This window comes from Flavobacterium hydatis, assembly GCF_000737695.1.
GTDB classification, from domain to species: Bacteria; Bacteroidota; Bacteroidia; order Flavobacteriales; family Flavobacteriaceae; genus Flavobacterium; species Flavobacterium hydatis.
Window position 1 is genome coordinate 12,487 of record NZ_JPRM01000035.1, and the last position, 25,303, is coordinate 37,789.

The 25,303-nt window shown below is 32.7% G+C and carries 28 protein-coding genes; 11 read left to right on the forward strand and 17 right to left on the reverse strand.

Annotated elements, in window-relative coordinates; translation table 11 throughout:
* The first annotated feature begins 327 nt into the window (after positions 1-327).
* Positions 328-1,599 (forward strand): acyltransferase family protein, encoded by a 1,272-nt coding sequence (locus IW20_RS18700; RefSeq protein WP_035625952.1) that lies wholly within the window; start codon positions 328-330, stop codon positions 1,597-1,599.
* 165 nt (positions 1,600-1,764) lie between these two features.
* Positions 1,765-2,184, forward strand: coding sequence for a nucleoside-diphosphate kinase (locus tag IW20_RS18705; RefSeq protein WP_035625955.1), 420 nt, complete (start codon positions 1,765-1,767; stop codon positions 2,182-2,184).
* Between the two features lie 108 nt (positions 2,185-2,292).
* Here IW20_RS18705 and IW20_RS18710 read toward each other — a convergent pair whose 3' ends face one another.
* The 15 genes from IW20_RS18710 to IW20_RS18780 all read right to left on the reverse strand — a co-directional run bounded on the left by IW20_RS18710 (position 2,293) and on the right by IW20_RS18780 (position 14,254).
* Complete coding sequence (locus IW20_RS18710; protein WP_035625959.1) at positions 2,293-3,012, reverse strand: hypothetical protein; 720 nt, start codon at positions 3,010-3,012, stop codon at positions 2,293-2,295.
* A gap of 223 nt (positions 3,013-3,235) precedes the next feature.
* Positions 3,236-3,709 (reverse strand): hypothetical protein, encoded by a 474-nt coding sequence (locus IW20_RS18715; RefSeq protein ID WP_035625963.1) that lies wholly within the window; start codon positions 3,707-3,709, stop codon positions 3,236-3,238.
* Between the two features lie 18 nt (positions 3,710-3,727).
* Positions 3,728-4,024 carry a DUF721 domain-containing protein gene (locus IW20_RS18720; protein WP_035625965.1) on the reverse strand — a complete coding sequence of 99 codons (297 nt, stop codon included), beginning with the start codon at positions 4,022-4,024 and terminating at the stop codon, positions 3,728-3,730.
* The gene (locus IW20_RS18725; protein ID WP_035625966.1) at positions 4,005-4,448 is read right to left on the reverse strand and encodes a hypothetical protein; all 444 of its coding nucleotides are present in this window, start codon (positions 4,446-4,448) and stop codon (positions 4,005-4,007) included. Before IW20_RS18725 ends, IW20_RS18720 begins: the two co-directional genes overlap by 20 nt.
* A 520-nt stretch (positions 4,449-4,968) precedes the next feature.
* Positions 4,969-5,922, reverse strand: coding sequence for a signal recognition particle-docking protein FtsY (gene ftsY / locus IW20_RS18730; protein WP_035625969.1), 954 nt, complete (start codon positions 5,920-5,922; stop codon positions 4,969-4,971).
* 318 nt (positions 5,923-6,240) lie between these two features.
* Positions 6,241-6,393 carry a DUF4295 domain-containing protein gene (locus tag IW20_RS25825; protein ID WP_007805819.1) on the reverse strand — a complete coding sequence of 51 codons (153 nt, stop codon included), beginning with the start codon at positions 6,391-6,393 and terminating at the stop codon, positions 6,241-6,243.
* Positions 6,394-6,465: 72 nt separating this feature from the next.
* Positions 6,466-6,648 carry a 50S ribosomal protein L33 gene (gene rpmG, locus IW20_RS18740; protein WP_017495179.1) on the reverse strand — a complete coding sequence of 61 codons (183 nt, stop codon included), beginning with the start codon at positions 6,646-6,648 and terminating at the stop codon, positions 6,466-6,468.
* 27 nt (positions 6,649-6,675) lie between these two features.
* Positions 6,676-6,912: a 50S ribosomal protein L28 gene (gene rpmB, locus IW20_RS18745; protein WP_007805815.1), complete on the reverse strand. Its 237-nt coding sequence runs from the start codon at positions 6,910-6,912 to the stop codon at positions 6,676-6,678.
* A 71-nt stretch (positions 6,913-6,983) separates the two neighbouring features.
* Entirely contained in the window at positions 6,984-8,237 is a 1,254-nt protein-coding gene (locus tag IW20_RS18750) for a CinA family nicotinamide mononucleotide deamidase-related protein (protein ID WP_035625974.1), read from the reverse strand.
* A 199-nt stretch (positions 8,238-8,436) separates the two neighbouring features.
* Positions 8,437-8,781: an Hpt domain-containing protein gene (locus tag IW20_RS18755; RefSeq protein ID WP_035625977.1), complete on the reverse strand. Its 345-nt coding sequence runs from the start codon at positions 8,779-8,781 to the stop codon at positions 8,437-8,439.
* Positions 8,781-9,392, reverse strand: a complete 612-nt coding sequence (locus tag IW20_RS18760) for a fumarylacetoacetate hydrolase family protein (RefSeq protein ID WP_035625979.1) — start codon at positions 9,390-9,392, stop codon at positions 8,781-8,783. The genes IW20_RS18755 and IW20_RS18760 overlap by 1 nt, the downstream gene beginning before the upstream one ends.
* A 97-nt stretch (positions 9,393-9,489) precedes the next feature.
* Entirely contained in the window at positions 9,490-10,260 is a 771-nt protein-coding gene (locus IW20_RS18765) for a 3'-5' exonuclease (RefSeq protein WP_035625982.1), read from the reverse strand.
* A 165-nt stretch (positions 10,261-10,425) separates the two neighbouring features.
* Positions 10,426-11,769 (reverse strand): dihydrolipoamide acetyltransferase family protein, encoded by a 1,344-nt coding sequence (locus tag IW20_RS18770; protein WP_035625985.1) that lies wholly within the window; start codon positions 11,767-11,769, stop codon positions 10,426-10,428.
* A gap of 83 nt (positions 11,770-11,852) precedes the next feature.
* Positions 11,853-13,016: a glycosyltransferase family 2 protein gene (locus IW20_RS18775; protein ID WP_035625988.1), complete on the reverse strand. Its 1,164-nt coding sequence runs from the start codon at positions 13,014-13,016 to the stop codon at positions 11,853-11,855.
* Positions 13,017-13,042: 26 nt separating this feature from the next.
* Complete coding sequence (locus IW20_RS18780) at positions 13,043-14,254, reverse strand: BamA/TamA family outer membrane protein (RefSeq protein WP_081912516.1); 1,212 nt, start codon at positions 14,252-14,254, stop codon at positions 13,043-13,045.
* A gap of 194 nt (positions 14,255-14,448) precedes the next feature.
* On the opposite strand from IW20_RS18780, the gene IW20_RS18785 reads away from it, so the two are divergent.
* Both IW20_RS18785 and IW20_RS18790 read left to right on the forward strand, forming a co-directional pair.
* On the forward strand, positions 14,449-15,045 hold the full coding sequence (locus IW20_RS18785; RefSeq protein ID WP_035626069.1) for a hypothetical protein: 597 nt from the start codon (positions 14,449-14,451) through the stop codon (positions 15,043-15,045).
* Positions 15,046-15,065: 20 nt separating this feature from the next.
* On the forward strand, positions 15,066-15,455 hold the full coding sequence (locus IW20_RS18790; RefSeq protein WP_035625993.1) for a hypothetical protein: 390 nt from the start codon (positions 15,066-15,068) through the stop codon (positions 15,453-15,455).
* Positions 15,456-15,514: 59 nt separating this feature from the next.
* On the opposite strand, the gene IW20_RS18795 is transcribed toward IW20_RS18790, so the two are convergent.
* Together IW20_RS18795 and IW20_RS18800 are read right to left on the reverse strand one after the other, a co-directional pair.
* Positions 15,515-16,156: a DUF4272 domain-containing protein gene (locus IW20_RS18795; protein WP_035625995.1), complete on the reverse strand. Its 642-nt coding sequence runs from the start codon at positions 16,154-16,156 to the stop codon at positions 15,515-15,517.
* A 70-nt stretch (positions 16,157-16,226) separates the two neighbouring features.
* Positions 16,227-17,417, reverse strand: coding sequence for a DUF5009 domain-containing protein (locus tag IW20_RS18800; RefSeq protein WP_035626071.1), 1,191 nt, complete (start codon positions 17,415-17,417; stop codon positions 16,227-16,229).
* A 219-nt stretch (positions 17,418-17,636) separates the two neighbouring features.
* On the opposite strand from IW20_RS18800, the gene IW20_RS25520 reads away from it, so the two are divergent.
* The 7 genes from IW20_RS25520 (at position 17,637) to IW20_RS18835 (ending at position 25,297) form a co-directional block, all read left to right on the forward strand.
* Complete coding sequence (locus IW20_RS25520) at positions 17,637-18,713, forward strand: tail fiber protein (protein WP_051885960.1); 1,077 nt, start codon at positions 17,637-17,639, stop codon at positions 18,711-18,713.
* Between the two features lie 13 nt (positions 18,714-18,726).
* Positions 18,727-19,941 (forward strand): hypothetical protein, encoded by a 1,215-nt coding sequence (locus IW20_RS25525; RefSeq protein WP_123869490.1) that lies wholly within the window; start codon positions 18,727-18,729, stop codon positions 19,939-19,941.
* A gap of 30 nt (positions 19,942-19,971) precedes the next feature.
* Entirely contained in the window at positions 19,972-20,937 is a 966-nt protein-coding gene (locus IW20_RS25530) for a THO complex subunit 5 (RefSeq protein WP_051885964.1), read from the forward strand.
* 13 nt (positions 20,938-20,950) lie between these two features.
* Positions 20,951-22,051: a hypothetical protein gene (locus IW20_RS25535; protein WP_051885965.1), complete on the forward strand. Its 1,101-nt coding sequence runs from the start codon at positions 20,951-20,953 to the stop codon at positions 22,049-22,051.
* Between the two features lie 69 nt (positions 22,052-22,120).
* Positions 22,121-23,074, forward strand: a complete 954-nt coding sequence (locus IW20_RS18825) for a hypothetical protein (RefSeq protein WP_035625998.1) — start codon at positions 22,121-22,123, stop codon at positions 23,072-23,074.
* Positions 23,075-23,426: 352 nt separating this feature from the next.
* Positions 23,427-23,834, forward strand: a complete 408-nt coding sequence (locus tag IW20_RS18830; RefSeq protein WP_035626001.1) for an HYC_CC_PP family protein — start codon at positions 23,427-23,429, stop codon at positions 23,832-23,834.
* A gap of 77 nt (positions 23,835-23,911) precedes the next feature.
* Positions 23,912-25,297, forward strand: a complete 1,386-nt coding sequence (locus IW20_RS18835) for a TolC family protein (RefSeq protein ID WP_035626003.1) — start codon at positions 23,912-23,914, stop codon at positions 25,295-25,297.
* Positions 25,298-25,303: the final 6 nt, after the last annotated feature.

A 25,303-nucleotide genomic window follows, 5' to 3' on the forward strand; every position in this document is an offset into this window, starting at 1 on the left:
TAAATTGTCTATAAAGGAACGCGGATGATACTGATTTACGAAAGTAAAGCCGCAGATTAAACGGATTTTAAAATAATAAAAAAAATCCGTTTAATCTGTGTTTTCGCCTTAGCGAATCCGCATGATCCGCATTCCTTTCGCAAAGAGTTAGATAGAATTAAAATGATTTTTTGAGTACTCAGAAATCCGTAAAATCTTTTAAATCTGTGGCAAAAAAATAAAAGTAATAATCATAGGAAACAAATAACCACTTACTTCTGAAATTATTACGCTCTAAACCAAATTATTAACTTTAAAAAACAAGAACTAACCTATTACCAAAACATTATGACCAGAGAGCGCTTGATTTCACTAGATGTCTTCAGAGGATTAACTATTTTATTAATGACAATCGTCAATAATCCCGGAAGCTGGAACGCTGTTTATCCTCCTCTACTACACTCTGAATGGCATGGCTGCACACTAACCGATTTAGTTTTCCCATTTTTCATCTTCATTATGGGAGTAGCTGTTTCATTTGCAATGCCTACAAAAACTTTCGACAGTACCACATTCAATAAAATACTGGTACGCTCTTTAAGGATGTTTTGCTTAGGAATCTTCTTTAACTTTTTTGCCAAAATACAACTTTTTGGACTCGACGGAATTCCATTACTTATAGGTCGATTAATTATAACTATTGCGGTAGGCTATGCCTTAATGGGAAATTTTAGTTCTAAAGTCAAAAACATTCTTGCCTTTTCAATCCTATTTATATATCTCTTTTTAGCTTATAGCGGCATCGAAGCTTATCAAGACGTACGCTTACCTGGAGTATTACAACGTATTGCTATCGTATATTTTGTAGTATCACTTTTATACTTAAAATCAAACCAAAGAACACAAATAATAGTTGCTGCAGTCTTATTATTAGCCTATTGGGCAATGATGGCTTTAATACCTGTTCCTGGAATCGGTGATGCAAATTTTGATAAAGGAACCAATCTTGCTTCTTGGTTAGATGGTATCTTATTAAAAGGACATATGTATCGCGGAACCATAACTTGGGATCCTGAAGGTATATTAAGCACCATTCCGTCCATCGGAACCGGAATTATCGGATTACTTATAGGTCAGTTATTGCATCGTTCTATTCCAAAAATAGAAATTGCAAAAAAAATGGCAATCGCAGGAATTGCATTAATTATAGTTGCTCAAATCTGGAGTATAGTTTTCCCTATAAACAAATCACTCTGGACTAGTACTTACACATTATATACAGCAGGATTAGCAACTACTTGTCTGGCACTATTATATTACCTCATTGATATTTTAAACTTAAAAAAAGGAATTAAACTATTCTTAATTTGGGGGGTAAACCCTATGATTGTATTTTTCTTTTCGCAAATAATCCCACAAGGATTAGTAATGATACAGTTTGAAAACCCGCATAGTCCAGGAGAGCAAATCAATCTTTTAAACTATTTATACAGCTTTGGGATTGCGCCATTTTTCAGTAATCCAATGTCGGCTTCCTTAGCTGGGGCATTAGTATATGTGGGAATCTGGACCTTCATTTTATGGATTTTCTACAAGAACAAACTTATTTTTAAGGTTTAATTTTTCCTTTACAATATGTTAGACGCACTACGGTGCGTCTCTACCAATAGGCATCTATCAAATATCAATTATCATAAAGGCAACCTGTGCAGTTTTAATTATGAATTTATTAAATTCAATTCATAAAAAAAGTCTATTTTTGCACAAAATTTAATAAAAACAAAAATGGCAACAAATAGAACTTTTACAATGATTAAGCCAGATGCAGTTCAAAACGGACACATCGGAAATATCTTAGCAATGATTACTAATGGAGGATTTAAAATCGTTTCATTAAAATTAACTCAATTAACTGTAGCTGATGCTCAAGCATTTTATGCTGTTCACGCTGCAAGACCTTTCTACGGAGAATTAGTAGAATTCATGTCTCGTGGACCAATTGTTGCTGCAATTTTAGAAAAAGACAACGCTGTTGAAGATTTCAGAACTTTAATCGGAGCTACAAACCCTGCTGAAGCTGCTGAAGGAACAATTCGTAAAGCATACGCAACTTCTATCGGAGAAAATGCAGTTCACGGTTCTGATAGCGACGAAAATGCTGCTATCGAAGGTGCATTCCATTTTGCTGGAAGAGAGCAATTTTAATTTAGACCTCTTAGATAGTTAGATTTTTAGACTACTTAGATTCCTAGATTCCCTAAAGAGAAAACCCGTTTCAATGAAGCGGGTTTTCTCTTTTTGCTTATAAAATCATTAAAAATTAGCAGCTGTCTTTTTAATTATTTTGCCCATTTTTTGGTCTAAGTCTTTTAGCAACTCGTCTAAGGCACTTTCGCACATAGGCAGCACTTTTTCAGGAGTCAAAACAGGAATTCCACCTACTATAACACCCGTTTTTTTAGAGTTTGACCCTTCGTTGATAGCAAATACTTTCTTTCCAGTTTTGTCATACAACGAAATTCTAGTATAAGCTTTCATTTTAACAGTTCCTGTTCCCCCAACTGCAAATCCCTTTACCAAAGAAAAGTGTATTTCTGTAAATAAAACACCATCTGCAATTTCTTTAAAAATAGTAGCTGTTCCTACTTCATTTGACTGACCAGCCGGTCCTTCATAAATATATTTGTATCCTGGGTAATTTATTATAGTTTTCTCTCCTACTTCATCTTTAGCATATTTAGGAGAAAAATTAATGTACTCTTGTTTTTGAATCACTTCATTTTCTGGAAGTAAATCAAAAGGAAATTGTTTAGAATAAACATTAAAAAAAGCATTATGGTATTTCTCTAAAAGAGGACTAAGATTAAAGTTTGGATTATTTCCTAAATCAGCTATTGCTGCCAAACTATTAAGCCCAAAATCTGAAAGATCAATTATTTTGTCTGTGTAAAAACCAACAACAGCAACTTTTTTCTTTTGTGAATAGCTATTTAAAGCAAATAATACGGTTAAAATAAATAATACCTTCTTCATTTTTTCTATTTGATTGTTTTTAATTATTAAAAAAATACTTACAATTCAAATGTATCATAAAAAATCTATATCCAATATAGAAACGCTAATTATATTTTTAAATAAAACTCTAATAGCCAAAATTCATCTAGGTATTTTTACATCAATCTAATTTATTTTGGGTTGGAAATTACTAACCTTGTTATTTTAAAAACAAAACCCGCTTCAATGAAGCGGGTTTTGTTTATTTCAGCATTTCTGCACTTTCCTCTTTAGAGTTATATTCCTTCTCTCCTAAATCACGTATCTTTTCTCTTAAAACTTGTTTTAATTCATCAAAATTGCTTTGATAAAAAGTAGATATACTAGCTATTCTTTTTCCATTTTCAAGTATAAAAAGAGTCTCCGAAATACCTAGCTTTCCAACCTCAAAAAGAACTATAAAACCATCTAAACCATTAATTTCATACGTTATAGACTTCCCTAATCCAAAATAACGATTAACAATAATATATCTATCATCAATAGTTAACTTATGTGCTCTTGTTCTAAACATCGTCATCCAAAAAAAGATGACAAATAGTAGTAGTAAAATAGGTAAAAGCATTCCAGCTACAGGAGAAGTAGAACTTAAATAAATAACCAAAAGTGGTAAAACAGTTAAAAAAGTAGCAATAAAAATTGGGAGTGAATTAAACTTAGATTTTATACTTATCATTTTTAGAAACTTTTATTTTTAACGCAAAACTACATCCCGAACTACATCTCTACGCAATTCTTCATTTATCATTGTAATGATTTTAGATTTTCCATGAGTTAGTTCTTCTCTTAAAACAGACGATGTAAGCTCAACATAAAGCGTACTTCCTTTTAAAACTACATTTCGGGTATAACTATTCACTCCATTCCCCATCAGTTGCCTCCATGCCTCTTTTACATCGATCTGATCCATTCCGGGTTGGAGCTTATTTACTTGGATAATCCTTTGCAAAATATCCCCAACAGTACTCTGATTATTTAGTCTTTTTGCCATTGTCTGTGATATTAATTGGTCCTGCCTTTTTATAGTGATATTCTTTTTTCTCAGCGTTAAGCAGCACTAATTTCTCGTCTGTTAAGGTGATTAATTCTTCCGTCCATTTTGTATAAGGAGTCGAATAATCTAAGAAAGCTTTACCGTCTTTAAACCTAACTTTTACTTTTTCGTGTAAATCGTTTGTTAAAAAAGTTCCGTCTAATTGCGGCATTACTTTCTGACGGATTCCACTATTATCAGCTCCAATTTTAAAAAAATCATAGCTTTCATTCATCCCGTAATCCCTATCTTCACCTTTATCAAAAACTACTTTTTCAATTTCCCAATACCCATTTAGTTTAGCAACATCTGCGGGTTCTATTTTTTGTTGACATCCAATAAATAAAAGTGAAACTAAGAGAATCTTAAATACGTTTTTCATTATAAATTTTATTTTTTAGGAGCTGTTTCCTGCTATCCGCTATATCTTTTTGTGGAAGAAAAATCCACAAAAAAGGATACCGCTACTATCAGGGCTAAAGCTTCAAGGTAGTATAAATATTTTATTTTTGTGAGTTACAAAGTTAACTTTATATAATTGATAAAGAAGAAAAAATTGCCAAAACCCATTAAACAATTTTATAGATTTTGGTTTACTTCTAAAACAAAAAAACCAATGAATATTTATAATATTCATTGGTTTTTATATATTAAAAAGTCATTATTCTATTTACAAAAGTTTTACATCATAAAACCTATAATCAAGAATTCTGATTACTTAAAACTATCTTTTTGTTTGAATTCTTCTAAGAAGGCCTAAAAGAAATAAAATAACTCCTACTACTAATAAAACGTAATATAATGTTATGTTTTGTTCTCTAAAAATATTAGATAAAACAAAAGAAAGAATACTACCAAAATAAAAATAAATCGGCGGAATATTATTAAAACTCATCTGAAAACTATTTAAAGAAACTATCTACGAACTCATATTTATTAAAGACCTGCAAGTCTTCAATTCCTTCTCCTACACCAATGTATTTTACAGGAATTTTAAACTGATCAGAAATACCTATTACAACTCCACCTTTGGCAGTTCCGTCTAGTTTAGTTACAGCAAGAGCTGTTACTTCGGTTGCAGCGGTAAACTGTTTTGCTTGCTCAAAAGCATTTTGTCCTGTAGAACCATCTAAAACCAAAAGTACATCGTGTGGCGCATCGGCTACAACTTTTTGCATTACACGCTTTACTTTTGTCAATTCGTTCATCAAATTAATTTTATTATGCAAACGCCCTGCTGTATCAATAATTACCACATCGGCATTTTGTGCTACTGCAGATTGTAAGGTATCAAAAGCTACAGATGCTGGATCACTCCCCATATTCTGTCTCACGATTGGTACATCTACTCGATCTGCCCAAATTTGCAATTGATCAATTGCTGCTGCACGAAAAGTATCTGCTGCCCCTAGAACCACTTTATAACCAGCTTTTTTAAACTGATAAGCTAATTTACCGATTGTAGTAGTCTTACCTACTCCATTTACACCAACTACCATTAAAACGTATGGTTTTGTTTGTATCGGAATTACAAATTCAGTTGCTTCGCCTGTATTGGTTTCCGATAATAAACCTGCAATCTCTTCTCGCAAGATTTGGTTTAACTCATCGATACCTAAATATTTATCGGCTGCTACGCGTTTTTCTATTCGTGTAATAACTTTTAATGTTGTCTCTACTCCAACATCCGAAGAAACAAGGATTTCTTCTAAATTATCTAAAACGTCATCATCGACTTTAGATTTTCCGGCTACAGCTTTACTTAATTTAGAAAAGAAACTAGTTTTAGATTTTTCAAGACCTTTGTCTAATGTCTCTTTTTTATCGGAAGAAAATATTTTTTTAAAAAAACTCATTTTATATAGGTTGTTAGTTTTTCGAATTATTTAGATTTTTCTCACAATCTACAACAATCCTAAAGTTTAAAAAAGACAAATTGTATTTAATTAACCCGATTACTTCACATCATTTCCAATTACATAGGAGTTCAGTGAACTACGTTTGCAGAAAAATCCTTTCTTGTTCTAGAGTTCAGAACAAAAGATTGCAGCAAAAGCGGGAACTTTGATTAAAAAAGAACTTTTGTTTGGCTTCTCTAAATTTTGAGACAAATATAAAAAATAAAAAAGCTACTTCCGAATGAAAGTAGCTTTTCTATATATTGTAATTGTTAATTATTTCTTTTTCAAGAAAGTATCAACTTCTTCAGGAGCCATAATAGATTCTACGAATGTATATGCACCAGTTTTAGGAGATTTTACCATTTTGATGGCTTTTGATAATCTCTTAGAAGATGTTTGTAACGATGCTACGGTTTTCTTTGCCATGATTCAAATGTTATTTGAAGTTTCTATAAAGCTCTAATGGAAAACCATTGAGATTTATAAAATCTCTAATTATTACTTAATTTCTTTGTGAACAGTTACACGTTTCAAGATTGGATTAAATTTCTTAATCTCTAATCTGTCTGGAGTATTTTTTTTGTTCTTTGTTGTAATGTATCTTGAAGTTCCTGCTACACCAGAAGTCTTGTGTTCAGTACATTCTAAAATTACTTGGATTCTATTACCTTTCTTTGCCATCTTGCTATATATTTATTTTGGAAAAGATTATTTGATAAATCCTTCTGACTGCGCTTTTTTCAAAACAGCAGAAATTCCATTTTTATTAATTGTTTTTATCGTAGATGCTGCTACTCTAAGAGTAATCCATCTATCTTCTTCTGGAAGATAAAAACGCTTTTTAACTAAGTTCACAGAAAATTTTCTCTTAGTTTTGTTCATAGCGTGAGAAACGTTATTTCCTACCATCGCTCTTTTACCTGTAAGGTCACAAACTCTTGACATTATACTTATGTTTTATCGTTATTCAAAATCAGGGTGCAAAGAAAAGAAAAATAAACGATTGAAACAAAAAATTAGTGTACATTTTTTAAAATTTCTTTCTGTAACATTTCTAAACTTTTAATTACAGCCCTATCTATCACTTTTTCACGTGGTTGACCAAAGTTAAATTCTTCAACAATTACATCGTTTGGAGTGGCTATTGCAATGAAAACCGTCCCAATTTCTGCATTTGAGTCTCCTTTTGCTGGTCCAGCGTTCCCAGTTGTCGCAATTGCGTAATCAGTTTTCATTATGCGTTTTACGTTTGAAGCCATCGATGAAGCAACTGCCGCACTTACTACGGAATTTTCCTCTATTAAATCGGCCGGAACGCCCAAAACAGTAGTCTTTATCTCGGTTGAATAAGGAACTACACTACCTCTAAAATAGCTTGAAGCACCAGAAACCGCTGACAAAAGTGACGCGATTTTTCCTCCTGTACAACTTTCTGCAGTTGCAATCGTCTTTCCTTTTTTTGTTAGTAATTGTCCTACTACTACTTCTAGAGTTTCATTATCATCAAAACCTACTATAATATCATGAATGATAGCATCTAGCGATTGCACATTGGCTTCGATAGCCGCTTCTAGCATTTCTTTATCTGTACCTCGAGCAGAAAGTCGCAAACGCACTCTTCCCGGATTTGGTAAATAAGCTAACTTTATAAAGTCAGGCAAATTATTCTCCCAATCTTCAATACGCTCGGCCACTAAACTTTCGCCCTGACCATAAGTAAGTATCGTTTTATGAATAATATAAGGTCGCTCGTATTCTTTTACTACTTTTGGAATTATTACGCTTTCTACCAAATATTTCATTTCGTAAGGAACTCCCGGAAGCGAGATAAAAACAGTATTTTCTTTCTTCATCCACATTCCTGGCGCTGTTCCCATCTGATTATGAAGCACGGTACATTTAGAAGGAACCAATGCCTGATCTTTGTTCATTTGGGTAATCGGTCGCTTATAGAATCCTTCTATTAACTCTGTAACATGCGCCAAAACCTCGGGATTAACAACTAGTTCATCTTCAAAATAATCGCAAAATGTTTTTTTCGTCACATCGTCTTTTGTAGGCCCTAAACCTCCTGTAACGATTACCAAATCGACTTTGTTTTGCAATTGAGAAAACGTACTTAAGATATGTTCTTTATCATCACTTATCGAAATCATTTCATGGATTTCGACTCCGATTTTATCTAGAGATTTAGCTATAAAACCAGAATTTGTATCTACAATTTGCCCTATTAGGATTTCGTCACCAATTGTAATTATTGTTGCTTTCATGTATCTAAAATTCAAATTATTACGTAAGTTATTTATCGCAAGGAATTGCGCGGGGAATAGCAATGAAAGTCCTTTTATCGCGAAGAAAACGGAAGAAAGAAATACATAAATTCACTTGTTTTATAATTATGTTACAAAGCGAATTGTATCTGGAGAAGATTACCCAACCTGAATTTTCAGGTTGGCAATCTATGAAGTTTTACAAATCAAAGTCTTTCTTAATTTCTTTGATTGCCTCTTTTACTTGATTTTTTATACTTTTAAAAGTTTCTTCTATGGCTTTCTTTTTACCCTCTGCCTTTGTCCAGGCTTCGACTTGAAGAATTTCCTCAAAAGCAACATTAAGCCCTAACAAATCAAGCGTAGGCTTTATTTTGTGTGCATACGCATACGCATGTTTATGGTCTTTCTTTTTTATCCCTTCTTTTATTTGTTTTAAATCCTCAGGAACTTCGGTTACAAACAAATTAAGAATTTCATTTACAAATTCTGGATCGTTATCTGAAAGTGCGTACACTTTTGAAAGGTTATATTTTAAAGCCATTATTTTACTTGTATTCTGAATAATTTTTTTCCTTCTAAAAACCCTTCTAAAACATCGTCTGGCTTTACAGCTGCAACTCCTGCTGGAGTTCCTGTAAAAATAATATCTCCAATTTTTAGCGTGAAGTATTGAGAAACATATGAAATAAGTTCATCAATTTTCCACAACATCATACTGGAATTTCCTTTTTGAACTGTCTTAGAATTATTTGTTAACTCAAATGTAATATTTTCCAACGAACTAAATTGTGTCTTAGGCAAAAAATCACCTATTACTGCCGAACCATCAAAAGCTTTTGCTTTTTCCCAAGGCAATCCTTTTTGTTTTAACTTTTCTTGTAAATCTCTCGCTGTAAAGTCAATACCCACACTTATCTGGTCGTAATATTTGTGCGCAAACTTTGGCTCTATATATTTTCCGACCTTATTAATTTTAACAATAAGCTCAATTTCGTGATGAATATCTTCAGAAAATTCGGGGATTACAAACGGATGTTGCTTTAATAAAACTGCCGAATCGGGTTTCATAAATACAACTGGCTCTGTTGGGCGTTCGTTTTGTAACTCTTCGATATGATTGGTATAATTTCTACCGATACAAATGATCTTCATTATTTCTAGTTTTCAGTCTCAGTTTTCAGTCACAGTCTTTTATAAACACAAAATCAGTCCCAGTATAAAACCGAAGACTGACACTGTGACCAAAAACTTATTTAGTATTTAATTTTCTTAATTTAATCGCCGTTAATACTTTTTTAGTATATAAAGGAAAATCAGCATTTTGTATCCAGCTAAAATATCCTGGCTCAGTTTCCAGAACCTTCTCTACTTTCGCTCCTTTATGTTTTCCGAAAGTAAAAATTTCTTCGTCATCTTTATCAAAAGCGATCATTCCTGCAAAATCGGCTATTTTTTTTCTGGTTGTAAATTCAGATAACGCTTTCATATCATTTTCCAATTCTGGGTAACGATCTAATTGTGCTTTAAGAATTTCGTATGTCGCCATTGTATCTGCTTCGGCTGAGTGTGCGTTTTCGAGGCTTTTTCCACAATAAAATTTCAAAGCTGCACTTAATGTTCTTTCTTCCATTTTATGAAAAATAGTCTGCACATCGACTGAGCATTTATTTTTCATATCAAAATCAACTCCTGCACGAAGCAATTCTTCTGCCAACAACGGAATATCAAAACGATCAGAGTTAAATCCTGCCAAATCGCTATCTTTTATCATATTGTAAACCTGCGGTGCTAAAACTGCAAATGTAGGCTCATTTGCTACTTTTTCATCAGTAATACCATGAACAGCTGTAGTTTGTGGAGGAATTGGAATCGTAGGATTCACCAACCAAGTTTTACTTTCTTTATTTCCGTTTGGAAAAACTTTAAATATTGAAATTTCTACTATTCGATCTTTTCCGATGTCTATTCCGGTAGTTTCTAGATCGAAAAAGCAAATTGGTTTGTTAAGTTTCAGTTCCATTTTTTAATTTTATAAGTTTACAAATATAATTTTTAAACACGAATTTCACCTGTTTTTTTCAGAAAGTTGCCGATTACTACCTGTAATGCAATAATGATGTAAAAAGAAAACCCTTTCAACATTTAAAACGTTAAAAGGGTTAATTATTTATAAGACGGGATTTTTCTAGAAATCTCTATCTATATCAAAAGCTTCTAAATACTCAGCAACTCTTTTTACAAAACTTCCTCCTAATGCTCCATCTACAACACGGTGGTCATAACTGTGTGAAAGGAACATTTTTTGGCGGATTCCGATAAAATCTCCTTCTGGAGTTTCGATAACTGCTGGTACTTTACGAATTGCTCCAAGAGCTAAAATCCCTACTTGTGGCTGGTTGATAATTGGCGTTCCAAAAACACTTCCAAAAGTTCCTACATTCGTTACTGTATAAGTTCCGCCTTGTGTATCATCTGGTTTTAGTTTTCCTGCTTTTGCACGATTACCTAAATCGTTTACCGCTTTTGCCATTCCGACAAGGTTCAACTGGTCTGCGTTTTTAATTACCGGAACAATTAAATTTCCGTTTGGCAAGGCAGCAGCCATTCCTAAATTTATATTTTTCTTTTTGATGATATAATCACCATCAACTGAGATATTCATTCCTGGGAAGTCTTTTAATGCTTTTGCAACAGCTTCCATCATAATTGGTGTAAAAGTTAATTTCTCTCCTTCTCTTTTCTCGAAAGCTGTTTTAACTTTTTCTCTCCATTTTACAATATTGGTTACATCTACCTCAATAAATGACTGTACGTGTGCAGATGTTTGAACTGAAGCTACCATGTATCCAGAAATAAGCTTACGCATTCTGTCCATTTCTATGATTTCGTCACCTCCATTTACAGAAACCGGTGCTGCTTTTGAAACTACTGGTTCTGGTACTTTAACTGGTACTGGTACAGCAACCGCAACTTTTACTTCAACTTTTGGAGTTTCTACCTTCGGAGCTTCTACTTTGTTTGTTCTACTAACAACATAAGCCAATATATCTTCTTTGGTTACTCGACCATCTTTTCCTGAACCATTTATACTTTCTAACTCTGCAATAGAAACATTTTCTTCTTTAGCAATGTTTTTTACTAATGGAGAAAAGAATTTATCTGAAGCTGAATAATCTGCAGGAGCGGCAAATGTTTCTTTAGCTGCTTCGATTGTTTTTTCGATAGCCGCAGCTTCTACAGGAACAACTACCTCTTCCGTTACTTTATCAACTAAAAATGACGAACCTTCTTCTGTTTCAATAATGGCAATAGTTTGCCCTACTTGTACCAAATCGTCTTGGCCAAACAATTGCTCAATCAAAATTCCCGAAACCTCACTTGGCACTTCGCTATCGACTTTATCTGTAGCGATTTCCAGTACTGCTTCATCCATTTCAATTTTGTCTCCAACTTGTTTCAACCAGTTTGTGATTGTTGCTTCAGCGACACTTTCTCCCATTTTAGGAAGTTTTAATTCAAATCTTGCCATATTGTTAACCTAAAAGGTGATTTTGATTTTCAGATTGCGAAATTACTGAAATTTTTAAATATAAATTACATTAAATATAATTTTTATGTGATTTTAACGATTTTACCTCTATCATTACTTGAATCACTTCCGATTAAGAAAGCGGTGCTTTTGGGTAAAATCTTAAAAGTAATCTTCTTATGTCTTTCAGATTTTATCATATCGATACATTTCTTGAATGATATGTATTGATTATCTAAAATTACCTCTGCTCCTTTTCCTATGTAAATCAGGGACGAATTTACCATTTTTTCTTTTTTTAAATTACAAAATGTAACTTTATTTTGTAAAATTAAACTCAATTTTTCGACTAAATTATCATTCATGGAATAAAAAAAATATTCTTTTGGAGTTGTTTTTACCGTCGTTTTTCCCTGCATCATTTTAACGATAGAGAAAAATACTATTCCTATTTTCATAAAAAGAGAAAACAAAAATGATACTTTAAAGTGTTTCTTATAAAAGAAATTCATGGCGTTCTGAAAGCGTTTCATGTATTTTTCGTCTTTTATGGTACTTTCGCCTTTATAGTGAATTACCGTAGTTTCAGCGTAATAATAATTGTTTTTACCTTTTTTTAAAACCATATACGATAAATCGATATCATCGGAATACATAAAACAATCTTCATCAAAACCGCCGACTTCATTATATAAATCTCGTTTCATTATCATAAAAGCACCAACAAGTATTTCGACTTTTCCTGTTTGGTTCTTACTTAAATGTTGCGCATAGTATCTATTGAAGTATTTGGACTTTGGAAAATACTTGTACAATCCTGTAATTTTGGTAAAAGCTACCCAAGGTGTTGGAACCCCACGCTTGCTTTCGGGAAGGAAATTCCCTGCTCCATCTATAAGATTTACACCTATTATTCCTAAATCCTGTTGCTCTTTGGCGAAAGCCAATACTTTTGTAAATGTATCTTCAGCAACGACTGTATCGGGATTTAAAATACAGATATAATCTCCTTGAGCTTGAGAAACTCCGATATTATTCCCTTTGGGGAAACCTAAATTTTCGGTATTCTTAATCAGTTTTATATCGGGGAAACGACTACGGATCATCTCGCAACTATCATCTGGAGAATCATTATCGATTACAATAATCTCGCTATCAATATCTTTAAGTGCTTCTTGCACACTTAAAACACATTGTTCTAAAAAATAACGTACATTATAATTGAGGATAATAACCGATAATTGCATGTAAAATAGTCTTGAAAGTTCGAAAGTTAAAAATTTTCTACTAAACCAAACCGTAATGACCAATCATTTTTACTAACTCCAAAATCCATTACGAGATTACTATTATTACGTTTGTTCCATTTTATGCGCAATCCTGTACCAATTGCGGGATTCCATTTGGTAAACTGATATGTCTGAAATTTAGATACTGATGAAATATTAGTAAAAAATACTGCGCCCCAAAATCCATCGGCAGAAATATCTGTTCTATATTCGGTTTCAAAATACAATAATGCATTGCTTCGGAAACGATTTCTTGTAAATCCTCGTCCTGTTTTTTGTTGGCGGTCCCAGCCTATACTTGGCAAATCGAGATAATGCGGATCTCCTCCTCCTATTGTTGACCAATAAAAAGCTCTATATGCCAAAACTTTATGTCTTACATCGCTAAACGAATGGTATTTTCGAGCATCTATATATAAAGATTGCCAGCCTTTATTATTAAGTCCTCCATTGGTATTGATTCGGAAATTCGCTTCTAGATAGGTTCCTTGTTCAGGATTAATATTATTAATTCTGGAATCATAAAGTGCCTGAATTGCAACTCCAAATGAAACATCATCAGAATAATCTCCGCTCATATATTTAAAATAATCGGTTTCTCTCTCAATCTTAGAATCCTCGGAAATGTTTTGATAACTATCAAACAGAACTCCTAATCCGAGTCCAAAATCACCTTTCACTTTTCTTGTTACATATTCATAAAACCGCCATTGTTTGTAATTAAGTATAGACATTTCGTCGTCGAGATGATGATCTCCTAAACCGTATGTAGGTTGCGGATATATCATAAATCGATAATCTCCTGTAAAGTTATACTTGTCATCCTTAGTATATATATAGGACTGAATTGGGAAAACATACTGATTAGAGAAACTAAAATAAGGAGAGAAAATTACTTGCGACATTGTTGTTTTCTTATGGTCATCGCCTAGGTAAAAAGTGCTTAAAAATGAAATAATTACTCTGGCATTTCCATTGCCTTCTACAGGAATAGGAGACAATGAAAAGGCTACCTTCTTCTTGGTATCATATCTTACAGTATCATTCTTAGTAAAAATGCTTTTATACACATCGATAATGTCTCTACTATTGTGCAGAAGCGAATCTTTTTTGTGCGTAATGGAGTCATTTTGCGAATAGCAAAAACAGCTAAAAAAAAGAAAAGACAAAACACTTTTTATTTGTAAGCAATTCATTTTTAATTGTTTTAAAAAACACTCTCTTAACAAAAATAAAACTAAAATTTCACTTACTCTTGAATTCATCAATAAAGATTCTTACAAAAAATATAAAATATAAGTCCTTGTTTGTGAAATATGGAATGAAATCTATGATTGCAACTAAATATATTGTTGAATTATTTATTTTAGCAAAAAATAGCTTTCTCTTTATGAAATATAAAACATTCACTAATAGATTTTTACCTCTTGGTTTTATTATACTTTCATTCTTTTTTTTAAGCTGCAAAACAACTTCTGTACAGAACGTAAATAGCAATTCTGATTTGGTTATTTTTAACACTTGGTATATTGCTGGACCAACTAAAGAAAATCAAGATGTTATAAACGAGATTAGAAAAAAGAAGCATTATATTCTTGTTACTGCAAAGGATTCGCCTGCAGGAGAAATTGAACTAAATGTGATGATTACTCCATCTGGTTCTAATGATGGAAAACCAACTAACTTACCCGGCGATTCTGGTTTTGTTAGTATTACTTATAAATCATCTCAGCTTATTAAAATCCAAGCTCGTGAAGGAAATGATTCTGGTACTGGCTGTGTTCATGGAGGAACGCACGCAATGGCTGATTTACCTGCTTCTCCTGATAATTTTACCACAATAAAAATCCCTTGGTCGGATTTTAAACTAAACGGTAAACCTGTGAATATTCATAATCTTTGCAAATTTAATTTTGTGAATTATCATCCTGTTTCTGGCGCTATATTAAAAATAACTGAAGTGCAGATTCAAAACTTAAAACCATAAAACTAACAAACCTCAACGCTATGAAAATCAAAATTCTAAAATTCTTATTTCTAACACTGTTCTTCTTTAATCTTTCTTATGGTCAAAATAAAAAGATAGATATTAATGGCGTTTGGGCTGATATTAATTCGGGAGTAGAAAATGCGGTTGTTATTATCTCTGAACAAAATGGTAAGGTTATTTTTTCTCATTATCTGGAATGGAAAGGACAGAAATTTGTAGAAAGTGGTGTCGGGAAAAGAACTGGAAACACGATAGAATATAAGGTTGATGTAACTTTACCTATTGAAGGTTGGGCAACTCAAGGAACGCATACTTTAACATTATCTGAAGATGGGAATACTCTTGAGGGGACTTATAAAGACAATAAAAAAAGAGAAGGTCCAATTGCTTTTAAACGTGTGAGGTGATTTTATTTTGTAAAACACAAAAGGGAGCTAATGATATCATTAGCTCCCTTTTTATTATTTTATGTACCCATTTCTACATTATCCCAATCATCGGCTCGATTATAGATCCATTCTAACGATTTTCGTCTTTCATATACTAATCCTTCATTTAGTTTTGCTTGTCGACCATTTAGTCTTTCATCTACACAATACCAATGAAGTCGGTAGTAATAATCTAGCATGGTATAAATATCAACTTCAGATTTTAAATTCTGTAAGCTTTCCATTTTTTGATTATCTTCTTCATTTTCCAGATTTGGTAAAAGGGAAGCCATATTATCTCCTATATACTCTTCTGCTTCTAGCCCCGGAATCATTTCTGTTACCCACATAAAAGCCCATAAAGACTCAAGATACCATCTTAAAGAATTAACTTCAAATTCGGTTAAATCATCATTTTCTTTATCTAATATTTCTTTTTCTGAATCTGATAGATACTTGGTTAAATCATGATTCTCTATCCATTCTTTAATAATATAAATTGGAGCTTCAAACGCAATGTTTATCAAAGCATTCATAACGGACATTCTTCCTTTAATCTCTTCCAGAGATCTTAGTTTTGGTGTATCCAGAATCGGCAACCAATCATTTACACGATATTCTTTTTGTTTAATAATTGTATCATTATCAATTTTAATCTGTCGGCGTTGTTCTTCTGTCATAATGTAATTTTCAAAATATATCCGAAAATATAAATAATTTCTTTCAACACAAACTGATTCAATTGAAACTTTACAAATGCAGTTGAATCTTGTATTTGTTAAAAATTTTCATGGCAAACAACATAATCGTTGAGAATACTAAAGACCAGATTATTCCAGGAATTCCTTCGCGGAAATATCCTGGAATAATATGGATCGCAAAAGTTTTACAGAAATAATAAATTACGCCTGGCAAAATATAAATCAATAAAGGATTTGCTGCAGCTGGCATAAAAAAATTACTCCATTTGGTTTGTTTTTTAATTTCCATAAGCCAATACAAGAAATAAAATATAACAGTACAAATACCCGCTGAATATAGTACCCAAGAAGGTGTTCCTCTTATTTTTGAGATCTCATAATACGGTCGTAACAGATACCCCAACACAAAAAACAATACTCCAAAAGCTATTACGTTCCAATTGATTTTATCTGATATCTTGCCCTCAAAAAACAAAAGTGATATTATTACTCCTGCCGAAACAAGTGTAGCGTGCGTCATATGTCCAGCGATAAAGCCTATCCATTTTATTTCATGAACAAACGATCCTTCGATTTGATTTAAAATATTTGCTACAAGACAAATAAAAAGAAACACAATCATTGCAATCAATCTTCCGTTAACAAGCCAGTAATACAACACAGCAATTAAATACGCCCAACCGATAAGTCCTAGAATTCCCCACCATTTTGGCGTGATTCCCACATCTCCATTTTCCTGAACGTATAAAAAATATAACGCTACCAGAACCAACATTCCGCCATATTGCAAGATATTTTTAGTGATTTTAGGAAATGATTTGTCGTATTTATTCCAAATAGGAATTGGCATTGTGTATGCTAAAAGTCCCCAGAATGCAGCAGAAATCACCATCTTGGATGCATCATAACCATATTCGGCATTTACCATATAAACTCCAATAATAATAAGTGCCAACGCTCTTTTTAAAGTATGTGTCCAGATTGTTTTGGGTGTATCACCTTTAATTAATCGGGCATTAAATGCAAATGGAATTGACATCCCGACGATAAATAAAAATGCAGGAAATACTAAATCGACAAATGTCATTGCATCAGTATCGGCTGGCATATGCTTCATCCATTGTGGCACATTCTTTATACTTGCCAACTCATTGACAAAAATCATGATAAAAATGGTAATTCCACGAAAAGCATCTATGGAAATAATTCTTTTATTGAATAAATCTTCTTTTATTTTCATATCCATTACATTATTATTACTAACAAATATAAAATATTCAAGGAGAAATCAAAGGTGTATTTAAAAGACTGACAAACTTGTTTATTTATGTTAAATATCGGCAGAAACGGAGATTTTTGTTTGGGTCAAAAAGTTATCTTTGCCGAATTACCCCAAAAACATTAAGAAATTAAAGGTTAAAAAAATAAAACTCCAAATTAAACTAATTCATCATATAACATGAACAAAATTACATTCTGTGCTATTACATTAATAACATCAATATTTTCAGTAAAAGCTCAACTTTATACCCCTAGCGGAACTGTATTAGGAACCTCATTAAATAGTAATATAGGAATTGGTACAAGCTCACCTTCTGAAAAAATAACTATTGAAGGAAATCATGGAGATACTCGCTTTTCACTTCATTCTACAGGAGGTGGAAATAATACAAATGAAGCCGATCTTCTGTTATGGGCAAGCGAACCCGGGTTAACATATTCAGGAGTTGGTATTGGTAATAATGTCCATAATTATACAACCAATAATGGCAATATAAACTTATTAAATCCAGCAAGAGGTGGTTCATACATTCGCTTGCTAGATAATTCAATGTTATTTAATGTTGTATCATCTACCGGAGTTAACAAACAAGCTTTAAGCATTAATACAGAAGGTAATATTGGAATTGGAACCACAAATCCATCTGCTACATTAGATATAAATTCACCTATACCAACTCAAGGTAGATATAGTTCTCAAAAATGGTCTACTGGAAACCCTGGATATAGTTTAACATTACAAACTATCTGGAACAATAGTGGTATCAATCAAGAATTTATACAACGCTATAATGGAATAGATTATACTTCATTGGCTTTGTTTCAAGGTAAAATAGGTATAGGCACAACAAATCCAGATGAAAAACTTACTGTAAACGGAAAAATACACGCTCAGGAAGTTAGGATTGACCTAACATATCCTATGACCGTTCCCGATTACGTCTTTGCTAATGATTACAAACTAAAATCATTACAAGAAGTAGAAGAATTCATCAAACAGAATAGCCATTTACCAGAGATTCCATCAGCAAAAGAAATAGAAAAAAATGGACTCATGCTTGCTGAAATGAACATGAGTTTGTTGAAAAAAATCGAGGAATTGACATTGTATATGATTGAAATGAAAAAGGAAAACGAGACAATGAAAAAGGAAAACAAAAAATCAAGTCAAGAAATTGAAACATTAAAAAAAGAAAACGAAGGCTTTAAATCTATATCCGACAGATTAGCCAAACTTGAAAATCAATTAAAATAACACCAAATTTTCTATGAAAAAAATTACCATGAGCATTATAGTCACAATGGCATCAATACTCTCTGTACAAGCACAAACCTTAAACCCTACTCCTAGTATTTCTAGTCCTAATTCGGCTGATAATTTTAAAGGAGGTTATACTTTCTCATATGCTACAGCAGGAACACCTTGGGATGGCTCACTTATAAGTTATGGCGGCTTTGCAAATAATTATGATTCTCAAATAAACTCTGATTATTTAGAAGGAAAAAACATTTCTTTTAGAACAAGAAATGGTGATACTAACATATGGAATCCTTGGATAGAACTAGCAACACGTGGAATAAATAATTTTAAAGGTGACCAGGTAGTCACAAATGGTAGTATTACTAGCTCTATTACTAATGATGGAGGTGGTCATATCAATTTAGAAAATCCCTCTAAAACATCTAATGGGATAGCCAAAAAGTGGACTATTTTTAATATGACTGGAGTTTATGGTAATAGTTTACAATTTTGGGCGTATGATAATTTAGGTTGTTCAACAAGTGGAGGTATGTGCAACAACCGTTTTACTATAATGGATAATGGTAATGTTGGGGTAGGAACGTCAAGCCCAAGTGATAAACTTAGTGTATTAGGTGGAATTTCTAAATTAACTATATCTGGAACCGATGGTACTTTTGATAATCTTATCAAATATGGTCACAAATCAGATTTGGAAAGTGGAGCTAATAACGTAAATCGTTGGCATGGTATCGATGCAACTATTACAGCAGGTCGCCCAGATAATAATAAATTAAAATTTAAACTATATGCAGGAGGTACTGAAAATAAAGAACCTATTGATGTAATGACATTAGTAGGCAATGGTAATGTGGGAATAGGAACCACGAATCCAACTGCAAAACTAACAGTGGCAGGTGACATTAATTCCCGAGAAGTAAGAGTAACGGTTGAAGCTGGAGCTGATTTTGTCTTTGAAAATGATTATGATTTACCATCATTGAATTTTGTAGAAAGCTTTATTAAAGAAAATAAACATTTACCTCAAATAGCTTCTGCCAAAGAAATGCAAGAAAATGGTATTAATCTATCGGAGATGAATATAAAATTATTACAGAAAATTGAAGAAATGACATTGTATATGATTGAGCAGAACAAAAAAATATTAGTACTCGAAAAACAAAATGAAAAATTTTCAGCCTTAGAAAGAAGATTAGAAAAAATGGAAAATGGTTCAAAATAGAAAATAAGTATAACTATTAATTTACATAAAATGAAAAAAAAATTAAGCCTCCTGATAATTATATTAGGACTATCTATAACGTCTATAAATGCTCAAACCTATTTCCCTCTTCGAAATATAGAAACCAATTTAGGTCCATTTTCAAATATTAATGGACAATGGATTGCAGTAACACCTACAAATAATACGCTAGGCTCAAACTATTATCAAGGAATAAATTTTGGTTTCGATACAAACAATTACGCCAGTTTAGTAAATGCCATAGGCACAGATGAAATTTATTTTGGTAGATGGTCATTTGGTTGGAATGATTGGAATAAAATATGGCATTCCGGAAATTTAAACAATATAAAATCAGATTTTACTGCCAGAACAATAAAAACGTCTAAAATTAACTTTACAAATACTACATATTACTATAATCCATCATCCTTAACTAAAACTAGTTATATTGAATTTCAAAATGCTGATTCTGATAAAATTAGTTACATTTTCGGTGCGATACCGCCTGAATATCATACTCCTGGTATAGGCATAGCAACAAAATCTGCATGGGATAGTCCTGAAATATATAATCTATTTTGTCATCCAAATGGGAATGTAGGAATCAGCACAACAAAACCAGATGAAAAACTTACTGTAAACGGAAAAATCCATGCTAAGGAAATTAAAATAGATCTAGACTTTCCTGCACCAGATTATGTCTTCACCAATGATTATAAACTAAAATCGTTACAAGAAGTAGAAGAATTCATAAAGCAAAACAGCCATTTACCAGAAATTCCATCAGCAAAAGAAATCGAAAAAAATGGATTGATGCTTGCCGAAATGAATATGAGTTTATTAAAAAAAATTGAAGAATTGACGCTTTATAGTATTGAGCAGAATAAAAACAATTTAGATCTAAAACAAAAAGTTGAAAAATTAGAAAAAGAAAATGAAGGGTTTAAATCTTTATCAGAAAGACTTTCTAAAATTGAAAACCAATTGAAATAATACCGAATCTATTATGAAAAAAATCACACTAAGCGCAATAATTATAATGACTTCTATAGTTTCATTACAAGCACAGATATATGGAACAATCCAAGGCAACTCTACTAACAATAATTTTATAGGAATTGGAACCAATAATCCTATTGAAAAATTAAACATTAATGGTGGTACAGGAGATGGAGCTTCATTTGACGCAAAAATGGCATTAACAAAAGTTTCAAGTACAGGAAATGTACAAAGTGCTAAAATTGTTTTAAGCGATGTTGATACAAATTTTGGGAACCTAACCTTTAAAGTGAAAACAACTGCCAGTAAAGCAGAGTTTGAGAGTTTCTATACTGATGCCTTAACCATAAAAGGATCAAATGCTAATGTAGGAATCGGTACAACAAACCCAATAACAAAACTCGATGTCGTTGGTACAATAAAAAGTTTTGAGTCTACACCTCTAAGCTCAACTACTAATTCATTTCAATTAATTAATGAAATTGGAGGTAGTACTGGAAGCAATAATAAAATGATGAATAAAAAATGGCTTATAAGAGATGCTACATCAGATAATTGGTGGACTGCTAGATTACATGACGGTCTCTCTGTAGATGCCTCTTTTATGACTCCACGTACTGATACTAGAACTTGGTGGGAAAGAGATCCAAATGACGATATTCAGTCATGGGGAAATGAAGGAAAAACCTATTTAACTATAAATAAGAGTAACATAGGTATCGGCACAACAAACCCAGACGAAAAACTAACTGTAAATGGAAAAATTCATGCTAAGGAAGTTAGAATAGACCTCGATTTTCCTGCACCAGATTATGTCTTCGTAAATGATTACAAATTAAAATCATTACAAGAAGTAGAAGAATTCATCAAACAAAACAGTCATTTACCAGAAATCCCATCTGCAAAAGAAATCAAAAAAAATGGGCTTATGCTTGCCGAAATGAATATGAGTCTATTGAAGAAAATTGAAGAATTGACGCTTTATAGTATTGCTCAAGAAAAAAACATTAAATCTCAAAATAATAAAATCATTGAACTTGAAAAGCAAAATGAAAAATTATCAGCTATAGAAAAAAGATTAGAAAAAATTGAAATGAACACAAAGTAAAAGACCAAGGGCTAATTTTATAAAAATGAGTTAATATTCCCCTACTTTTGATAATCACAATTCATCACAATGAAAAAAGCCCTTTTGCTTTTCTTTTTATGCATTACTTCAACTCATGGACAAATCTTAGGTTGTACAGACCCGCTGTCTAAAAACTACAATCCGAAAGCTACTCAGAATGATGGAAGTTGTGTTTACAAATCAGTAAAGATAAAACCTGATTATTCTAATAAACTTAGTGATTCTATCAAAGAAACTTCGGGATTAATAGCTTTTGATTCGTTATTATGGACGCATAATGACGACCATGACACAACCATTTATGGCATAAATCATCAAGGAGAGATTAAAAAGAAAATTGTACTAGAGAAAGTAATCAATACCGACTGGGAAGAGATTTCGCAAGACAGCACACATATATACCTAGGCGATTTCGGGAATAATTATAGAGGAAACAGAAGCAATTTGCATATTCTGAAAATCGAGAAAGAATCGTTTCTAGCAGGAAAAGCTATCATCGATACCATTTCGTTTTCTTACTCCAACCAAACCAGTTTAACCAAGGAAAGTCCAAACAAAACCAACTTTGATTGCGAAGCTTTCATCGTTACAACCGACAGCATTTATTTGTTTACCAAACAATGGAAAAATACTAAAACCAGTATTTATGTTTTACCCAATACAACCGGAAATCATGTGGCTCAACTAAAAGAAACCCTTGATGTAAAAGGATTGGTAACTGGAGCTAATTATTTGCCTTCCAAAAAACGGATTGTCCTTTGTGGATATTCTAAAATCGGAAAACCATTTTTATATCTCTTATACGATTATAAAAACAATGATTTTCTATCGGGTAATAAACGAAGAATCAATATTGCATTGCCATTCCATCAAATTGAAGGTATTGCAACCGAAGATGGTTTGCATTATTATTTAACCAATGAATCTTTGGTTAGAAAACCAGTAATTAATGTACCGCAACAAATCCATCGAGTTGATTTAAGTGTATATCTAAGTCAATAATCATAATAGTTTTCTCCAAGATATTTTTTTTCACCATTAAGAGATTAAATTTCATTAAGCTAAACTTACACTTTTCTCACCCCCTTTTAATGGTGAAAAACTGATATATAGCGTATATACTCCATGTTCTTATAAAATTGCCCCACATTATCGAGTTACTTGCGGAGACCCTTCGTTCCTCAGGGTGACAATATCGTGGAGAAACTTTGTGCCCTTTGCGTAAACCCTTGCGTACTTTGCGGTTAATCCCCTTAATCTCTTAATGGCAAAATAAAAATTGTAAATCTTACAAATATCTACCAAAATTATACAACAACGATTTGCAAGAAGATAGCAACCTTTGTTCCCTGATATGAAAAAAGCATTAATCCTATTCCTCTCCTTCTTTTACTTGGTACTGTCTTGTGGCTTTACCAAGAATACTCATATCTGTAAAGGAGTTCAACAGGAAACTTATTTTTTTGCACAAAACAAACAAGGTCAACCTTGTACCAAATGTGCTTTTAAAGACAAAAAAATACGTAAGGATTGCTGCAAACATGAAACCAAATTATTAAAAATAACAGAAAAGGCGCAAAAAGCAACTTCTGAGATTCCTCCTTTTAAATACCTAGGAGTTGCCTTGCCTTTTCATTTCTTCAAAGTTGTCTTTGGCTATGAACTTCCACAGGTAAAAACTTCTGGATTTTCATACGTCTTTACAACTATTCCTATTAGGAACACTCTACTCTACGTCTATTATTGCGTATACCGTATTTGATTTTATTCAATTGATAAACTGTGTTATTCCCAAAGAATAGCATGGGACTTCTATTGTTTAATTTTAAATATAAATGTATGAAAATGCAATTCTTTGCATTGGTATTCATCGGTCTTGCCTCTGGAAATCTTTTGGCACAGACCGTAACTTTACCAAATGCTCTTGAACGTTCTGTTCAGAATTTTGAAAAAATAAAAGCCAAAGAAGCAATGGTACTTGCTTCGAGAGAAAATGTAATATACCAAAAAAGTCAATATTTGCCTGATTTCACATTGATGGCACAACAAAGTTATGGAACTATAAATGCTCAAAACGGACCTTTATATGGTTACGGAGGTTTGGGTGTTGCATCGACTTCTATGCCCTTGCAGGAACAAAACTGGAATGCTGCTTTTGGCTCGCTTTACCTAGCTAACATCAATTGGAATCTATTTACTTTTGGTAAAATAAAAAACCAGGTTGCTATTGCCAAAGCCGATGAAACTGTGGCTCAAAAAGACTTAGACCAACTAAAATTCCAACATCAGGTAAAAGTTGGTGCTGCTTACTTAAATCTCTTGGCTGCACAACGTGTAAAGTTTGTTCAGGATAAAAACCTAGAACGTGCCGAAGTTGTTGCTACAACTACCGAGAGCCGTTCTAATAGTGGTTTGATTCCAGAAGTCGATTTTTCTTTGGCGAAAGCCGAAGTTGCCAATGCTAAATCGGCAGTAATAAAAGCCAATGATTTAGAACTCGATTACTCCAAAGCACTGGCTGTTATGATGGGCGAGGAATATCGTAAGTACGAACTCGATAGCCTTTTTACCAACAAAACTCCTACGCTACTTCTTGAATCTTCATTAGAAACTAGTAAACATCCTATTTTGGAATGGCAAAACAGTGCGGTTCAAAAAAGCGTGCAACAAGAAAAACTACAATCTGCACTTGGGCTTCCTACTATTTCATCCTTTGGTGCAATACAAGGTCGAGGTTCAGGGTTCGATTGGAATTATGTACAAGATAATTCAGCTTTTTCTAAATCCTACTCAGATGGAATTGGCATAGACCGTAGCAATTATGTTGTTGGTATTGGCATAAGTTGGAATCTGATGAATGTATACCGTCAATCATCCAAAAAGAAAGAGCAAAAATTCATTACACAATCCTTGCAAAAGGAATATGATTATATGAATCAAGAGCTTGTGGCACAACAAAAATTGGCAGATGACAAATTAAAAAATGCATTTGAAAATTTTGAAGAAACCAAAACCCAAGTAAAAGCTGCGACAGAGGCTTACCAACAACATACTGCATTATACAATAACGGATTAACGACTATTGTAGACCTGACTCAATCTTTCTATACGCTTAACAGAGCCGAAATAGACTATGAAATAGCACAAAACAACATCTGGCAAGCCTTATGGATTAAAGCTGCTGCCAAGGGTGATCTGACTATTTTATTAAACGCCATATACTAAAGCATA

Excerpts from the sequence above, each read along its gene's own strand:
- IW20_RS18700 (WP_035625952.1), top strand. The coding sequence starts at position 328 with ATGACCAGAGAGCGCTTGATTTCACTAGATGTCTTCAGAGGATTAACT.
- IW20_RS18705 (WP_035625955.1), top strand. The coding sequence starts at position 1,765 with ATGGCAACAAATAGAACTTTTACAATGATTAAGCCAGATGCAGTTCAA.
- IW20_RS18710 (WP_035625959.1), bottom strand. The coding sequence starts at position 3,012 with ATGAAGAAGGTATTATTTATTTTAACCGTATTATTTGCTTTAAATAGC.
- IW20_RS18715 (WP_035625963.1), bottom strand. The coding sequence starts at position 3,709 with ATGATAAGTATAAAATCTAAGTTTAATTCACTCCCAATTTTTATTGCT.
- IW20_RS18720 (WP_035625965.1), bottom strand. The coding sequence starts at position 4,024 with ATGGCAAAAAGACTAAATAATCAGAGTACTGTTGGGGATATTTTGCAA.
- IW20_RS18725 (WP_035625966.1), bottom strand. The coding sequence starts at position 4,448 with ATGAAAAACGTATTTAAGATTCTCTTAGTTTCACTTTTATTTATTGGA.
- ftsY (WP_035625969.1), bottom strand. The coding sequence starts at position 5,922 with ATGAGTTTTTTTAAAAAAATATTTTCTTCCGATAAAAAAGAGACATTA.
- IW20_RS25825 (WP_007805819.1), bottom strand. The coding sequence starts at position 6,393 with ATGGCAAAGAAAACCGTAGCATCGTTACAAACATCTTCTAAGAGATTA.
- rpmG (WP_017495179.1), bottom strand. The coding sequence starts at position 6,648 with ATGGCAAAGAAAGGTAATAGAATCCAAGTAATTTTAGAATGTACTGAA.
- rpmB (WP_007805815.1), bottom strand. The coding sequence starts at position 6,912 with ATGTCAAGAGTTTGTGACCTTACAGGTAAAAGAGCGATGGTAGGAAAT.
- IW20_RS18750 (WP_035625974.1), bottom strand. The coding sequence starts at position 8,237 with ATGAAAGCAACAATAATTACAATTGGTGACGAAATCCTAATAGGGCAA.
- IW20_RS18755 (WP_035625977.1), bottom strand. The coding sequence starts at position 8,781 with ATGGCTTTAAAATATAACCTTTCAAAAGTGTACGCACTTTCAGATAAC.
- IW20_RS18760 (WP_035625979.1), bottom strand. The coding sequence starts at position 9,392 with ATGAAGATCATTTGTATCGGTAGAAATTATACCAATCATATCGAAGAG.
- IW20_RS18765 (WP_035625982.1), bottom strand. The coding sequence starts at position 10,260 with ATGGAACTGAAACTTAACAAACCAATTTGCTTTTTCGATCTAGAAACT.
- IW20_RS18770 (WP_035625985.1), bottom strand. The coding sequence starts at position 11,769 with ATGGCAAGATTTGAATTAAAACTTCCTAAAATGGGAGAAAGTGTCGCT.
- IW20_RS18775 (WP_035625988.1), bottom strand. The coding sequence starts at position 13,016 with ATGCAATTATCGGTTATTATCCTCAATTATAATGTACGTTATTTTTTA.
- IW20_RS18780 (WP_081912516.1), bottom strand. The coding sequence starts at position 14,254 with ATGAATTGCTTACAAATAAAAAGTGTTTTGTCTTTTCTTTTTTTTAGC.
- IW20_RS18785 (WP_035626069.1), top strand. The coding sequence starts at position 14,449 with ATGAAATATAAAACATTCACTAATAGATTTTTACCTCTTGGTTTTATT.
- IW20_RS18790 (WP_035625993.1), top strand. The coding sequence starts at position 15,066 with ATGAAAATCAAAATTCTAAAATTCTTATTTCTAACACTGTTCTTCTTT.
- IW20_RS18795 (WP_035625995.1), bottom strand. The coding sequence starts at position 16,156 with ATGACAGAAGAACAACGCCGACAGATTAAAATTGATAATGATACAATT.
- IW20_RS18800 (WP_035626071.1), bottom strand. The coding sequence starts at position 17,417 with ATGAAAATAAAAGAAGATTTATTCAATAAAAGAATTATTTCCATAGAT.
- IW20_RS25520 (WP_051885960.1), top strand. The coding sequence starts at position 17,637 with ATGAACAAAATTACATTCTGTGCTATTACATTAATAACATCAATATTT.
- IW20_RS25525 (WP_123869490.1), top strand. The coding sequence starts at position 18,727 with ATGAAAAAAATTACCATGAGCATTATAGTCACAATGGCATCAATACTC.
- IW20_RS25530 (WP_051885964.1), top strand. The coding sequence starts at position 19,972 with ATGAAAAAAAAATTAAGCCTCCTGATAATTATATTAGGACTATCTATA.
- IW20_RS25535 (WP_051885965.1), top strand. The coding sequence starts at position 20,951 with ATGAAAAAAATCACACTAAGCGCAATAATTATAATGACTTCTATAGTT.
- IW20_RS18825 (WP_035625998.1), top strand. The coding sequence starts at position 22,121 with ATGAAAAAAGCCCTTTTGCTTTTCTTTTTATGCATTACTTCAACTCAT.
- IW20_RS18830 (WP_035626001.1), top strand. The coding sequence starts at position 23,427 with ATGAAAAAAGCATTAATCCTATTCCTCTCCTTCTTTTACTTGGTACTG.
- IW20_RS18835 (WP_035626003.1), top strand. The coding sequence starts at position 23,912 with ATGAAAATGCAATTCTTTGCATTGGTATTCATCGGTCTTGCCTCTGGA.